Source organism: Rothia sp. ZJ1223, from assembly GCF_016900985.1.
In the GTDB taxonomy this organism is placed as follows: Bacteria; Actinomycetota; Actinomycetes; order Actinomycetales; family Micrococcaceae; genus Rothia.
Genome location: NZ_JAFEUT010000003.1, coordinates 206551 through 220482, shown reverse-complemented (window position 1 = coordinate 220482; position 13932 = coordinate 206551). Strand labels below are relative to the sequence as shown.

The 13932-nt window shown below is 52.8% G+C and carries 11 protein-coding genes and 1 tRNA gene; 8 read left to right on the top strand and 4 right to left on the bottom strand.

Annotation, left to right across the window (positions count from 1 at the left end):
• Positions 1-59: 59 nt before the first annotated feature.
• Positions 60-1682, bottom strand: coding sequence for a dolichyl-phosphate-mannose--protein mannosyltransferase (locus JTP09_RS05265; RefSeq protein ID WP_370592505.1), 1623 nt, complete (start codon positions 1680-1682; stop codon positions 60-62).
• Positions 1683-1752: 70 nt separating this feature from the next.
• On the opposite strand from JTP09_RS05265, the gene rsmI reads away from it, so the two are divergent.
• The 5 genes from rsmI to JTP09_RS05240 all read left to right on the top strand — a co-directional run bounded on the left by rsmI (position 1753) and on the right by JTP09_RS05240 (position 6420).
• Positions 1753-2679: a 16S rRNA (cytidine(1402)-2'-O)-methyltransferase gene (gene rsmI / locus JTP09_RS05260; RefSeq protein WP_239478817.1), complete on the top strand. Its 927-nt coding sequence runs from the start codon at positions 1753-1755 to the stop codon at positions 2677-2679.
• Positions 2680-2715: 36 nt separating this feature from the next.
• Entirely contained in the window at positions 2716-3786 is a 1071-nt protein-coding gene (locus JTP09_RS05255; protein ID WP_204877402.1) for a TatD family hydrolase, read from the top strand.
• Between the two features lie 104 nt (positions 3787-3890).
• Complete coding sequence (locus JTP09_RS05250) at positions 3891-4487, top strand: low molecular weight phosphatase family protein (protein ID WP_204877401.1); 597 nt, start codon at positions 3891-3893, stop codon at positions 4485-4487.
• A gap of 86 nt (positions 4488-4573) precedes the next feature.
• On the top strand, positions 4574-5437 hold the full coding sequence (rsmA, locus tag JTP09_RS05245) for a 16S rRNA (adenine(1518)-N(6)/adenine(1519)-N(6))-dimethyltransferase RsmA (protein ID WP_204877400.1): 864 nt from the start codon (positions 4574-4576) through the stop codon (positions 5435-5437).
• A complete protein-coding gene (locus JTP09_RS05240) occupies positions 5434-6420 on the top strand; it encodes a 4-diphosphocytidyl-2C-methyl-D-erythritol kinase (protein WP_204877399.1) in 987 nt (328 codons plus the stop codon). The genes rsmA and JTP09_RS05240 overlap by 4 nt, the downstream gene beginning before the upstream one ends.
• Before the next feature lie 124 nt (positions 6421-6544).
• On the opposite strand, the gene JTP09_RS05235 is transcribed toward JTP09_RS05240, so the two are convergent.
• Positions 6545-8368: an ABC-F family ATP-binding cassette domain-containing protein gene (locus JTP09_RS05235; RefSeq protein ID WP_204877398.1), complete on the bottom strand. Its 1824-nt coding sequence runs from the start codon at positions 8366-8368 to the stop codon at positions 6545-6547.
• A 148-nt stretch (positions 8369-8516) separates the two neighbouring features.
• Between JTP09_RS05235 and JTP09_RS05230 the strand changes: the two genes are divergently transcribed.
• The 3 genes from JTP09_RS05230 to JTP09_RS05220 all read left to right on the top strand — a co-directional run bounded on the left by JTP09_RS05230 (position 8517) and on the right by JTP09_RS05220 (position 11119).
• A tRNA-Gln gene (locus JTP09_RS05230) sits at positions 8517-8588 on the top strand.
• Positions 8589-8660: 72 nt separating this feature from the next.
• Entirely contained in the window at positions 8661-10136 is a 1476-nt protein-coding gene (glmU, locus tag JTP09_RS05225) for a bifunctional UDP-N-acetylglucosamine diphosphorylase/glucosamine-1-phosphate N-acetyltransferase GlmU (protein WP_370592504.1), read from the top strand.
• Positions 10136-11119 carry a ribose-phosphate diphosphokinase gene (locus JTP09_RS05220; RefSeq protein WP_204877397.1) on the top strand — a complete coding sequence of 328 codons (984 nt, stop codon included), beginning with the start codon at positions 10136-10138 and terminating at the stop codon, positions 11117-11119. The genes glmU and JTP09_RS05220 overlap by 1 nt, the downstream gene beginning before the upstream one ends.
• An 80-nt stretch (positions 11120-11199) precedes the next feature.
• Here JTP09_RS05220 and JTP09_RS05215 read toward each other — a convergent pair whose 3' ends face one another.
• Both JTP09_RS05215 and JTP09_RS05210 read right to left on the bottom strand, forming a co-directional pair.
• On the bottom strand, positions 11200-12648 hold the full coding sequence (locus JTP09_RS05215; RefSeq protein ID WP_204877396.1) for a lipopolysaccharide biosynthesis protein: 1449 nt from the start codon (positions 12646-12648) through the stop codon (positions 11200-11202).
• Positions 12648-13751 (bottom strand): polysaccharide pyruvyl transferase family protein, encoded by a 1104-nt coding sequence (locus JTP09_RS05210; protein WP_204877395.1) that lies wholly within the window; start codon positions 13749-13751, stop codon positions 12648-12650. Before JTP09_RS05210 ends, JTP09_RS05215 begins: the two co-directional genes overlap by 1 nt.
• Positions 13752-13932 lie beyond the last annotated feature (181 nt).

Below are 13932 nucleotides of genomic sequence, written 5' to 3'. Positions count from 1 at the left end.
CTGCTTGGTCAGCTATGACACAAGCGGGAGCATTTTTAGTAGGAGGAAGAAAGCTTAAATTAGATCCACGAATCAAACCACATGCGCCAGCGCCAGTGCTCGTAGGGAATAACCTGGGCACTCCAAATGGGCAGGAAGTAGAGGGTCAAGAGGGTAGCAAAGACCAGGTAAGCACCGACGAGCACCACGCCGATGCGGCGTCTACGCACGCTAGAGGTGCTGCGTCCTAGCACAAGCCCCAGCACCCCTGCCAGAAGTAGCACCAGATACGGCTCAAAAGAAAGAGCATAGAAGAAGAACATGGTGCGTTCCGGGTACATAAACCAGGGAAGATAACCCACCAAAAATACTGCTAAGAGGGCAATAAAACGCCAGTCTCTACGAATCAAAACCACTACTAAAGCAACAAGGATGGCTGCAATAAACGACCACCAAATCAGCGGGTTACCTATATTCAGCACTGCGGCAGAACACTTCTCAACGGCACAACCATCAACACCCTGAGTAAGAGATTCATAATAGTAAGAGGTGGGGCGTGCAAGAATCAGCCATTTCCACGCAGGAGATTCGTAGGTGTGATCGGAATCCAAACCCTGGTGAAATTCGTAGGCACTCCGGTGGTATTCCCACAAAGAACGCAATGCCGCCGGTAGCCACTGCACACCTTCGCCGGGGTGCTCCGCCGCCCAACGTCTGTTGTAACCATCATCTGACGCGAACCAGCCGCCCCAGGTTAGTAAGTACCAGCCAGCACCCAGTACGATCATGTAGGTAAAAGCCAGAACGCCATCTTTGAACACACCGGCAACTAACCAGCGGCGCACACCCACAATACGGCGGGCATTGAGATCCCAGAGCACCGTCATGACGCCAAAAACAGCAATAAAAAACAGGGCATTCCACTTCACGCCCACTGCCATACCCGCAGTGAAACCGGCAGCTAGACGCCACCAGCGTACCCCTACCATCGGTCCGTAGCGCATGAACGAATCATGCGGCAGACCTCCATGAGCTGCAGCATGCTCAGCTACCCTACGGGCTAATAACCGCCGCGACCGCGTCCTATCAGCCAATAAACACACGAAGGTAGCCAACAGCCAAAACATCAAGAAAATATCAAGTAGCGCAAAGCGAGACTGCACCAGATGGTGACCGTCAATCGCCAACAAAAAAGCCGCAATTGTGGCAACAGTCAGCGAACGAAAAAGCATCCACCCAGCCACTGCAACAAGAGCCACTGAAAGAATGCCCACCAGCGCTGCTGCCACACGCCACCCCACAGGGTTATCATCACCAAAGACAGCCATGCCCGCGGCAATCATCCACTTGCCCACCGGTGGGTGTACCACATACGCCGGATCAGTGCCCACCACACTGGCGGCATCCCCTGCTAAAAAGGCATCATTGGGCTCATCAGCCCATGACCGCTCGTTGCCAAAATGCAACAGCGAATAGGCATCTTTAGCGTAATAGGTCTCATCAAAAACAATCGCGTGAGGAAGCCCCAAATTCCACAACCGCAGCACCGCAGCCAACACAACCACCAGCGTCGGGGCTAACCACCCATAACGCGGCATCGTTACCTCTGCAACGCCTAAACGGGCGCGCAACGTGAGCTCAGTAAAAGCATGTTTGACGGTCAAAACGCGCGGTAGGGGCGCAGTACGGGCAGTATCTATCACCTGCTCATGGTATCAAGCCGTTAGAATCGATGAGAAGAACAGCGCAAATCTACCCCGTATGAGAGCAGCCATGCACACCAACGATATCAATGACCCCCGCACCCCTCTTGATTCTGCTGCCCCCTTGGTAGACGAGGAACTCGCGAGCGCCCCTGTACGCACTGACGGCGTGCTTATACTGGGCGGAACCCCCATCGGAAACCTCGGCGATGCCACTACCCGCCTCAAAGAATACCTTGCCTCAGCCGATATTATCGCCGTCGAAGATACCCGAACTCTGCGTAAACTCGCCAGCGGTCTGGGTGTAAAAATCACCGGACGCACCATCGTCAACCACGACCACAACGAAGCCGGTCGTAGCACTCAAATCGTTGAAGCGATCCAAGACGGTCAAACCGTGCTGCTCCTCTCAGATGCCGGCATGCCCACAGTCTCAGACCCAGGGTACGCCGCCGCACAAGCTGTAGCCGACGCCGGTTTGCCGGTAACCGTAGCACCTGGCCCATCTGCGGTACTCAGCGCGCTCGCGGTCTCAGGTTTGCCGACCGGACGCTTTACCTTCGAAGGCTTTCTCGCACGCAAGGGATCAGACCGTACCCGCCGTTTGGCGTCTCTAGCGAGGGAAGAGCGAACCATGGTCTTTTACGAATCCCCGCACCGCCTCTCCGCGACCCTCAAAGACTTCGCTGACACTTTCGGGCTACAGCGCCGTGCGGTCATTTGCCGGGAGCTCACAAAACTGCACGAAGAAATCATCCGAGGCACCCTCGCTGAACTCGTAGCCTGGGCAGATGACAGCGAACGCATCCGCGGCGAGATTGCCCTGGTCATAGAAGGCGCACCAGAACCCAAGGTGCAGGACGCCGCGGATCTGACCGAGCGCGTCCTCGCCCTCGTCAACGAAGGAATGCGGTTAAAAGCTGCCACCGCTCAAATTGCCGCAGAAACCGGTGCGAGCAAACGTGATTTATACGAAGCGACCCTGGCTGCACGGTAACAGCAAAACACCCCACGAAAACTGAGGAACAAACAGATGTGTACCCCCGAAAACCCATGCTACACCGAAGAACAGTTAGAACAACTGGCTGCAACCTTTGACCTTGCTCTGCCCAGCGACCGGGAAATCCACAGTAGCATTTTTACAGAACCAGTAACTCCCGAAGAAGGGGCTACACCACCGGCTTATGAGGCTGAACACTACAACGTGACCGACGAAGAAAGCGGTGAGGGCACCCGCCGCCGTTCCACTGACGGCGACGGTGGGCGAAAGCGTAACCTGGTCTTTCCACCTGCACCGGAACCTCTACCTCACCCCATCATCGATAACCACACGCACATGGACCTACTCGACGGCGAGGTGGCGATCTCCGTTAAAGACGCCCTCGACACAGGCGCCGCGCTCGGAATCGAATCGGTAGTGCAGGTGGGGTGCGATGTGCCTTCTAGCATATATGCCGTCAAGGTCGCCTCCTCAGAACCACGCGTCCTAGCAGCTGTTGCTCTGCACCCTAATGAAGCCCCGAAACTAGAAGCCACCGGGCAGCTCGAAAAAGCCCTTGCCGCAATCGATGCGCTCGCTGCCCACCCTCGCGTCCGCGCGGTGGGGGAGACAGGTCTAGACTTCTTTAGAACACGCGCTGACGGCATTGATGCCCAAGAACGCAGCTTCCGTGAGCATATTCGCATCGCTAAAAAGTACGGCAAAGCCTTACAAATCCACGACCGCGATGCCCACGACGATGTGGTTCGTATTTTGCTGGACGAAGGTGCACCTGAGAAGGTCGTTTTCCACTGCTATTCAGGGGATGCCTCGTTAGCTGAGAGGTGTAACGATAACGGCTGGTACATGAGTTTCGCGGGCACCGTCACCTTTAAGAACTCCCACGGCATTCAGGAATCTTTAAAGATTGCCCGCGAAGATTTGATTTTGGCTGAGACCGACGCTCCTTTCTTGACGCCGCATCCTTACCGTGGGCGTCCTAACGCGTCGTACATGGTGAACTACACCGTGCGGTTTATGGCGCAGCATCGCGGTGATGACCTTGCTGCACTGTGCGCGAAGATTCATGAGAATACGCAGGCTGTATACGGCACCTGGCAGTAAAATGTCACTGAACGTTGGGGTGGCACAGGGCAGGTTCCTCGTGGGTTTATTTGCTAACGTAAGTAAGTTGGGAGTTCCCACACGAAGAGAAAGTACATGAACCTGTGTCTAGATTTAACGTTTCTGCCCTGTTAAAGCGCAGGGAATCACCGGCTGCGGCGGGTTGGCCTCCTGCAGATGAGCTGAACACTATCTTGTATGTGTGTACCGGAAATATCGCGCGGAGTGCCTCTGCTCAGCTTATTTCTCAGCACCGTAGCTGGAACGAGGGCTGGGTTTTCGATAGCGCAGGTATTGGTGCGGTGGTCGGCTCGGGTGTTGCACCTGACATTGACCATGAGTTGCTTGATCGTGGTATTGATATTTCAGGATATAAGGCTAAGCAGCTCACCCGTGAGATTGCCGAGAGCGCCGCTCTTATTGTTGCTATGGATCATAGCCACCGTAAGTGGATTATTCGTGAGTGGCCGCACCTGCATCACCGGGTAGTTTTGCTGAAACAAATTCAGCGCGTCAGGGCAGAAGCAGGACGCAGAGTTGAGGCTATCTCTTACCTGCAACAGATGGATATTCCGGTGCGTAGTAGCGATGATATTGCTGATCCCTATCGGTTGGGTGTGCAAGCGGCTCGCACTGCTGTGGAAGAAGTCGAGGACGGCTTGGACGTACTATTGCCGTGGTTGGGCTTCTTTGAGAGGTAGCTTAGTCTACGTATATGGCGCACATATAGCTTGAGGTAGACGAATGCGGCGGTGCGAGTTTAAAAACCTGTCTAGAATAGAAGGCAATGGAAAATCAACTTCTCGGCCCGCAAGAAATTCGCGAACTCGCCGCTGTGCTGGGCATTCGACCGACTAAAACCCTGGGGCAGAACTTCGTTATTGACCCCAATACTATTCGCCGCATTATTGCAGCGGCGCGCATTGACCCGGATGAGACGGTGTTAGAGGTGGGTCCTGGCCTTGGCTCTCTTACCCTGGGTATTTTGGACGCTGCTCACGACATGGTTGCGGTTGAGATTGATCCTCCGCTGGCTGAGCAACTGCCGCTAACGGTTGCTAAGTTCCGCCCCGGTGCTGAGGAGCGGATTGATGTGGTGCTTAACGACGCTATGAAGGTGATGGAGCTACCCAAGATCCCCACCGCTTTGGTTGCTAATCTGCCCTATAACGTCGCGGTACCGGTGTTGATTCACTTACTGGGGCAGTTCCCAAGCATTGAGCACGCCCTGGTGATGGTTCAGGACGAGGTTGCTGACCGTCTTGCTGCTCAGCCGGGTTCAAAGATTTACGGTGTTCCTAGCGTGAAAGCTAACTGGTTCTGCGAGGTTTCTAAGGCCGGTGTTATCGGCACTAACGTTTTTTGGCCCGCACCCAAGATCAAGTCGGGTCTTGTGGCTTTCAAACGCCGTCCTGAACTTCTGTCTGATGTTTCGCGCCAGCTGGTCTTCGATATTATCGATGCAGCTTTTGCTCAGCGTCGCAAAACCCTTCGCGCTGCCCTTGGTCCGTGGGCAGGTAGCTCTGCTCGCGCTGGTGAGGTTTTAGATGCTGCCGGTATTGACTCGTCGCTTCGCGGTGAGAAGCTCGATATTTTCGGATTTATAAAAATCGCTGAAGCATACCGGGATCACTTTATGGAGCAGGCATGAGTGCTGCCTCAGCAACGGCGTGTGCCCCTGGCAAGGTAAATCTCTACTTCGCGGTGGGGGATGTTCAGCCTAACGGTTATCATCCTGTCGCTTCGTTGTATGCAGCTGTCTCCCTCTATGAAGAGGTAACGGTTGCTGTCAGCGATGAGCCAGGTTTTAGTGTGAGCGTGGAGATTCCCGAGGAATCTGTTCTAGCCCAGATGGAACGTGCAGGGGATTTTGACCGCTCGTCTATTCCCCTTGATGCTAGAAACCTTGCGGTGAAAGCTGTGCAAGCTGTTCTCGATGCTCAGGGCATTGAACTCGGGGAGAAAGGGCTTAGCATCCATATCGTCAAGAACGTGCCGGTAGCTGGTGGCATGGCTGGTGGGTCTGCGGATGCCGCCGCTGCCCTGAAAGCTACTAATCGTTGTGTTGTTGAGGCGGGCTGGGCGTCTAAGGCTCTTACTGACGATGAGCTACGTGACTTGGGCGCTGAGCTGGGTGCTGACGTGCCGTTTTGTCTGATGGGTGGGCTCGCTATCGGCTATGGCACAGGAACGGAGCTGACGCCTCTTGATGTTCCAGCAGATACGCAGCCCCTGCACCTGACGATGATTCTGAGCACTCAAGGATTATCTACACCAGCGGTTTTCGCTGAATTGGACGCAGGACGCGCTGAGGGCAGGTACCCAGCGCCGGGTGAGTTGGAAGTTCCTCAGGCTCTTATTTATGCGCTCATAGATCCTTCACCTAGCAGGGATTTAGAGGCTACCACTTCACATATCCGCAACGATTTGCAGGCACCGGCGGTTACCTTACAACCTGCCTTAGCGGACGTCCTGAACCAACAGCAGGGAGCGGGCGCACATGCCTTCGTGTCGGGCTCAGGCCCGACGTTAGCGGTTATCACAGGTGATGCTCGTACGAATAAATGTGCAGGGAAAAACCAGAATCCTCATAGCTATACGATGGCTCTTACCCTGGATGCCTCAAAAGCCTAGACTCAGCACAGCCTGTAACCTTAGTATCACGATAAAAATGGTGGGCATACACTGACAGTGTATGCCCACCAAAGTGCTATAGAGAACGAGGTCGGTAATTATTCATTATTGATAGCACATTGCTTTAGATAATCTCCGAGAGTTCCATCCATCGCATTTCCAGTTCTTCGACCTGATTGTCGATTGCTTGGATAGAAGAACTGAGCTCAGCGAGACCGGCGTAGTCCGACTGGTCATGTTCAGCCATTTTCAGATGCAGCTTTTCTTTCTCATTAGCCAGCTTAGTCAGTTTGCGGTCAATCTGGTTGATTTCTTTTTGGGCGGCACGTACCTCCGCACCGGATGCTTTAGGCTCATCAGAGCTGTTGACTGACTTCTCAAGGGGGGATGCTGAGCCAATAACTCCGGCGTCGCGTCCTGCTGAACCAGTGGAGGAAAGCTCAAGGTATTGATCCACACCACCGGGCAGATGTCTGAACGTACCGTCAATCAGGGCGTACTGCTGGTCAGTAACGCGTTCCATGAGGTAGCGGTCGTGGGAGACAACCAGCAGGGTGCCGGGCCAAGTGTCGAGTAAATCCTCCATAGCTGCCAACATATCTGTATCAAGATCGTTGGAAGGCTCATCGAGAATCAAAACGTTGGGCTCATCCAGAAGAATCAGCAGAAGCTGCAAACGGCGCTTCTGACCGCCCGAGAGGTCCTTCACCGGGGTGGAAAGCTGGGCAGAGGTAAACCCTAGACGCTCAAGGAGCTGCCCGGGAGTCATCTCCTTACCACCAGCTACATACGAGGTTTTCTTTCGTCCAATAACGTCTGAAACGCGGTCGTTCTCTACCTCCTTAAGCTCATCTAACTGCTGAGTCAAGGTAGCAACAACAACTGTTTTGCCGTGCTTGACGCGTCCGCTTGACGGGGTAACTGCTTTCGTGACGAGACCTAGTAGAGTAGACTTACCCGCGCCGTTGACACCCATAATTCCGGTGCGTTCACCGGGAGCAATGCGCCAGGTAACTTTCTTCAGCACATTACGGGTGCCGCCGGGCTGGGTGGGGTCCTCAAAAGAAACATCAACGTTCTCGATATCGACAACATCCTTGCCCAGTCGAGATACTGCCATCTGTGACAGCTCGACCTTATTACGCACCGGGGGGACGTCTGAGATCAGCTCATTAGCGGCATCAATACGGAACTTGGGTTTGGACGTGCGGGCGGGAGCACCGTGGCGTAGCCACGCAAGTTCTTTGCGCATAAGGTTCTGGCGTTTTGCTTCTGAAGCTGCTGCCTGGCGGTCGCGTTCTACGCGCTGCAGAATATAGGCAGCATAACCGCCTTCAAAAGGTTCTACAATGCCGTCGTGGACCTCCCACGTATCAGTACAAATTTCGTCGAGAAACCAGCGGTCGTGAGTAACCGTTAGCAGACCACCAGCGTTCTTGTTCCAGCGGTTTTTCAGGTGCTGCGCTAACCAGGTAATTGCCTCAACGTCGAGGTGGTTGGTTGGCTCATCAAGCATCAGTACATCCCAGTCACCGGCAAGCAGGGACGCCAGTGCTACACGACGACGCTGACCACCTGAGAGGGAAACGACGGAAGCGTTCCAGTCAAGGTCAGAAACCAGACCAGAAATAACATCACGAATCAGCGGGTTCGAAGCCCACTCGTATTCGGGGGCATCGCCCACAATGGCAGAACCTACGGTATGGCTGTTGTCGAGAATATCAGACTGGTCAAGAAAACCAATGCGGGTGCCACCGCGTACAGTTACTTTGCCGGAATCTGGGGTGAGGCGTCCGCCCAAAAGTTTAAGAAGGGTAGACTTACCGTCACCGTTACGACCAACGATGCCGATGCGGTTGCCTTTATTGACACCCACGGTGATGCCCTCAAAGACAGTACGGGTAGGGAATTCTAGGTGCAGCGCTTCGCCGCCAAGTAAATGTGCCACTCTTCAAGGGTACTAGGTTCTTAGGTAGCCGTTTGCTAGGTGTGGGCAAAGTTGCTAGACACTGCGCCTCAAGATTGCCGTAAATGTAGAAGTCTTTGATAGGATTGTTCGGTGTTCACGATCAGAAGATGATATCGGTCGGTAACATTCCGCCATGGTGTAATTGGCAACACAGCGGCCTTTGGAGCCGTTATTCAAGGTTCGAGTCCTTGTGGCGGAGCGTTCAACCCCTTACTTTTTCCGATATTTTTCGGGGTAGGGGAGTTTCCCTTTAGAACGAGGAGTTCTATCTGTGAGTATCACAGCAACTGTTCCATCCGCTGTTATTGTTCTAGCTGCTGGAGCTGGAACTCGCATGAAATCTTCAACCCCCAAGGTGATGCACCCTATTGGTGGGCGTTCCATGGTCGAGCACGCGGTGGCTGTTGCTCGCGAACTGGAGCCTAAGAGCTTAGCTGTGGTAGTTCGCCACCAGCGCGACAAGGTTGCTGCGCACGTAACTGCTTTTGATGCGGACGTTACCATCGTTGATCAGGATGAAATCCCCGGTACCGGACGCGCCGTTGAAATTGGTTTACTGGGTCTGGATGCCTTGGGCTCAGACATTGAGGGAACCGTCGTTGTGACTTACGGTGACGTGCCCCTGCTGAAGACTGAAACTTTGCGTAAGCTAATCGCTTTCCACGAAGAGGGCAAGAACGCGGTCACTGTTTTGACAACTCACATTGACCAGCCCGGTTCATACGGTCGTATTGTTCGCAACGAGGCTGGCGAGGTAACTGCAATCGTTGAAGCCAAAGACGCTACTGAGGAACAGCTGGCGATTACCGAGATCAACTCGGGCATTTACGCTTTTGATGCTAAAGTTCTGCGCGATTCGCTCACCCGCGTTACTACCGACAATGCTCAGGGCGAAAAGTACATTACCGATGTACTGGCAATTGCCCGCGAAGACGGCTTCCGCACCTCGGCTCTTGATATTGAAGATCGTTGGGAAGTTGAAGGCGCTAATGACCGCGTGCAGCTTGCCCAGCTAGGACGCAAGCTCAACGACCGCGTTGCCGTTTCGCATATGGTTGGCGGCGTGACTATCGTTGATCCTGAGAGCACTTGGATTGACGTGACCGTGACCATCGAGAACGATGTCACCATTCTTCCCGGCACTCACCTGCAGGGTAACACCCACATTGGTACCGGTTCTATTATTGGTCCTGACACCACCCTTAAGAACGTCACGGTTGGCGAAAACGTAAAGATTTCTCGCACTGAGGGCACCGACTCTGAAATTGCTGATAACGCCACCGTCGGTCCCTTTGCCTACCTGCGTCCGGGAACTAAGCTGGGCACCAAGGGCAAAATCGGTACCTTTGTTGAGACCAAGAACGCTGAAATCGGTGCCGGTTCTAAACTTCCCCACCTCTCATACGCTGGCGACGTCACCATTGGTGAAAACTCCAATATTGGTGCAGCCTCAGTTTTCGTGAATTATGATGGTGTGAATAAGCACCGCTCGACGGTTGGCAATAACGTGCGTATGGGATCAGACAATATGTACGTTGCCCCCGTGACCATCGGTGACGGTGCCTACTCTGGTGCCGGTACTGTGATCCGCAAAGACGTGCCCGCAGGCGCGCTTGCAATTAATGAAGCTCCTCAGCGCAACATTGAGCGCTGGGTTATTGAAAAACGTGCTGGCACCCAAGCCGCTGAGGCAGCTCTTGCAGCTCAGGACCAGTCACCTTCATCAGATGAAAGCGATAACCAGTAATGACTGAGATTACGAATCCCGGCGAAAAAAAGATGGTGCTACTTTCGGGTCGCGCCCACCCCGAACTCGCCGAGCAGATTGCCGCGGAACTCGGCAACGAAGTTCTACCTTCGTCCGCTTACACTTTCGCTAATGGCGAGAACTACGTTCGCTTTGAAGAGTCAACGCGAGGCAAAGATGCCTTCGTCATTCAGTCCCACTCCGCGCCCATTAATGACGCAATTATGGAACAGCTGCTTATGACTGACTCGCTCAAGCGCGCGTCGGCTCGTTCAATCACCGTTGTTTCGCCGTTCTACCCCTACGCGCGTCAGGACAAGAAGCACAAGGGTCGCGAGCCTATCTCGGCTCGTCTGATTGCTGATCTGTACAAGACTGCTGGTGCTGACCGCCTCATGAGCGTTGATTTGCATACAGCGCAGATTCAGGGGTTCTTCGACGGTCCTGTCGACCACCTGATGGCTATTCCTCTTTTGGCTGATCACATCGCGTCGAAGGTTGATACCGATAACGTGACCGTTGTGTCACCTGATACCGGTCGCGTGCGTGTGGCCGAGCAGTGGGCTGAGCTTCTGGGCGGTGCACCTCTAGCGTTCGTTCACAAGACTCGTGACGTGAACGTTCCCAACCAAGCTGTTTCTAAGACCGTGGTGGGCGATGTTGAAGGACGCGTCTGCGTTCTGATTGACGACATGATTGACACAGGAGGCACCATCTCCGGCGCTGTGAACGTGCTGAAGGAACGCGGTGCTAAAGACGTGATTATCGCTGCGACCCACGCGGTATTTTCAGCTCCTGCTGCCGAGCGTCTGGGCAACTGCGGTGCCAGCGAGGTCGTAGTTACTAACACCTTGCCCCTGCGCGAAGACCAGAAGTTCGAGAACCTCACCGTTCTCTCCATCGCACCCCTAATTGCACGTGCTATCAAGGAAGTCTTCGACGAAGGCTCAGTGACAAGCCTGTTTGATGGGCGAGCGAACTAAAGCATCGGTAAACTAATGACCGGCTATTCTCACTATTTATTGTGAGAATAGCCGGTCATTTATTTAATACCTAGTACAGGCTAACGCTTGATAATACCCTTGAAAGTATTAATAAGTTCTAGGTAGTCTTTCCGGACGCGGGGAATCAGTGTAAGAAGACCCAATGCGAGGGCATATATTACCGTGTGAAGAACTAGCAAAGCAATGGTGTTGTTTAGATGCAAGAGATTAACCGTACTCCACGCAAAAAGTGCTGAGGACGCGGCAACTAGGAGGATCCTCAGGGAGTTCAGATACAACGGCATAGTGTTGAATCCGGTTGCCTTTGCACAGATGAAAAGCGAAAGCGGCCAGAGGAATAATGGTGCAATAGCGTATACGGATGCAACTGCGTGTAATCCCCACGGTAGCATGATGACGAAAAGTACTATACGCACGACTGCTGAGAGGATCGTGTATTTGAAGAGCGCGCCACTTTTCCCTTTGGATAGGTAAATCCAGCTACCTGCTGATGAAAGATTTGAAATGGCGTCTCCCACAGCGAAAATCACAACAAAGGGAATTATAGCCAGCCATTTTTCCCCCAACAGTAGAGGAATTAACTCATCGGCGGTAATCGCAATCAAAAAGCCAATGAGCGTTACAGGGTACAGGAATACAGACTGCGCTTTAGTAACGAGGTTTCTGAATCGATCGTCATCATCTTGGACTTTTGAAAGAGTGCTGAGAGCAACACTGCCCAGAGGCCCACGAATTTGGTTCATGGGTAGCCTGATGAGCTGCATACCTCGGTTGTAAAAACCTAACTCGCCGGTACCAAAAAAACGTCCCACCAAAACAGCATCAAGATTGCCAGCCGCATACGTTAGTATGCTAGAGCCAAAGACCGGAATACCAAAGCTAAAAAAAGGCTTCACGCTCACTGAGCGGTCGTACTTTTTGGGTAACCAGCCCGCCCATAGCCCCAAGAAAATGAGGGTAAAAATATTTGAAATGAGTTGTTGGGAGATAAGAGCCCAGAAGCCTGCCCCATTAACCGCTAAAACGAACGCTACCGCTAAGCTGATAATTCCGGCTGTAAGGTCGATGGACGCGATTCTCCCCATTTGCAGTTTTCTAATCAAGTCTGTACGGTACTGAGTTGCGGCACCCGAGATGAGAAAAATCGATGACATGACGAGGGTAATCTGAATAACTGTGGGTTCCTGATACAACCAGCTAAGAACCGGTGCTAGCGCAACGGCAACAAGTGTGCAAAGAAGACCCAAAGCAGTATTGACCCACCACAGGTTACTCTGTTGTTGTTTGCTGAGGGTCTTTGCTTGCACACTGGCTGTTGATAAGCCCATATCCTTAATGAGCTCCGCGACGCCAATAATTGCCATGACCATAGCAACCAAACCGTAGTCACGGGGGCTGAGAAACCGAGCTAAGACTACCAGCGAGACCAGGTTGATACCAAGCTTAGCGACCTGACCACTGACGCCGACAATAGCGCCACGAGCTCCGGAGTGACCAAGCGAGGCCACTACTGAACCAGACTCTTCAAGCCCTCAACAACTTGGGCAATTCGTTCGTCTGCTTGAACTCTTACACGCAAAGCCTCATCAGCCAGGTTTTTGTACTGAGATTTAGACAGAATATCTTGGGCTGATGATGACTTTTCGCGAAGATCAACGGTATGCTTCCACCCAATTTGGTCGAGCAAGGGCGCGAATTTGCGTGAGTACGCCATCGCGATGGCAGGAGTTCCCATAGACAGCGCGTTGAGACAAGCGTGCATACGAGCAGCAATCACAAGGTTTGCGCTACCAATGCAAGCACGCGCATCCATTAGGTCTTCGGGTACTACTATCTCTAGCTGTGGGAAGCTCTCGCGTACCTCTGCCAACGGGTAAAGGTCGTTATCGTTGCGAAGTTCAGGTTTATCTGCCAGTACGTGAGGCAACAGAGTAACTGAGCGCCCCTGGTCAAGAAGTCCCTGGATTGTCTCGTGAATCATCCTGCGGTACTTGAGATGATCTACATGTGGGTTCTCATCCCACAGCAACCCAGAAACGTTGAGCAGTACATCGTATTTTTTGGGCAGTTTCTCATAAGGCAGGGCGAAAACCACGTCAGTTGCCTGTCGAACATCCTTACGGAACAGCTTCTGGGCAAATGAATAGCTAATGCTATCTCGTGCATATACCTGGCGTGCCATTTTGAGGGTGAGAATACCTGCCAGTTTACTGGGAAGCGAAGTGAAGGGACCAATAGTTTGAGGACCGAGCACTGTAGGTATCCCAAGGAGCGGTGTAACCCAACTGATAGCACTAGTTTTAATTTGGCGCTTGAGACCGTAGATGTCAGTGAAGCTGTCGCCGCCTCGAGCATCGATTACAACATCAAACTTTTTAATCCATTGGGAGAACTCGCTCTTGGGATTCAGTGTCTCTTTGATGAGAAGTTTTACTCGTGAGATATTGACTGGACCATCGTTATATGCAAGATCGGCTGCTCCGGTACCGTGAAACCTCACGTCAGTGTCTTCTCCATAAGTGCGTTTAGCTAGACTTTCTAGCCCCTGTCCTAAGGCTGCAACGCCCAAGTTCGGGTGTTTTTCGTTAGCCCAGAGTATCAAAACTCGCATAAACCCTCTATCTCTAGCAACTATGGCATAAGCCAATTTAGTCAGTGAAAATAATCGTTCATAGAGAAGTCTACGCTAAGAACCTATAACTAAATCTGGTTGAACTCCTAAAGAGATTGTAATCTCACAGTACAAACGTAAGGTGAGTAGCTTGTATCCAGGGTATGAGTTGTTAGACTTT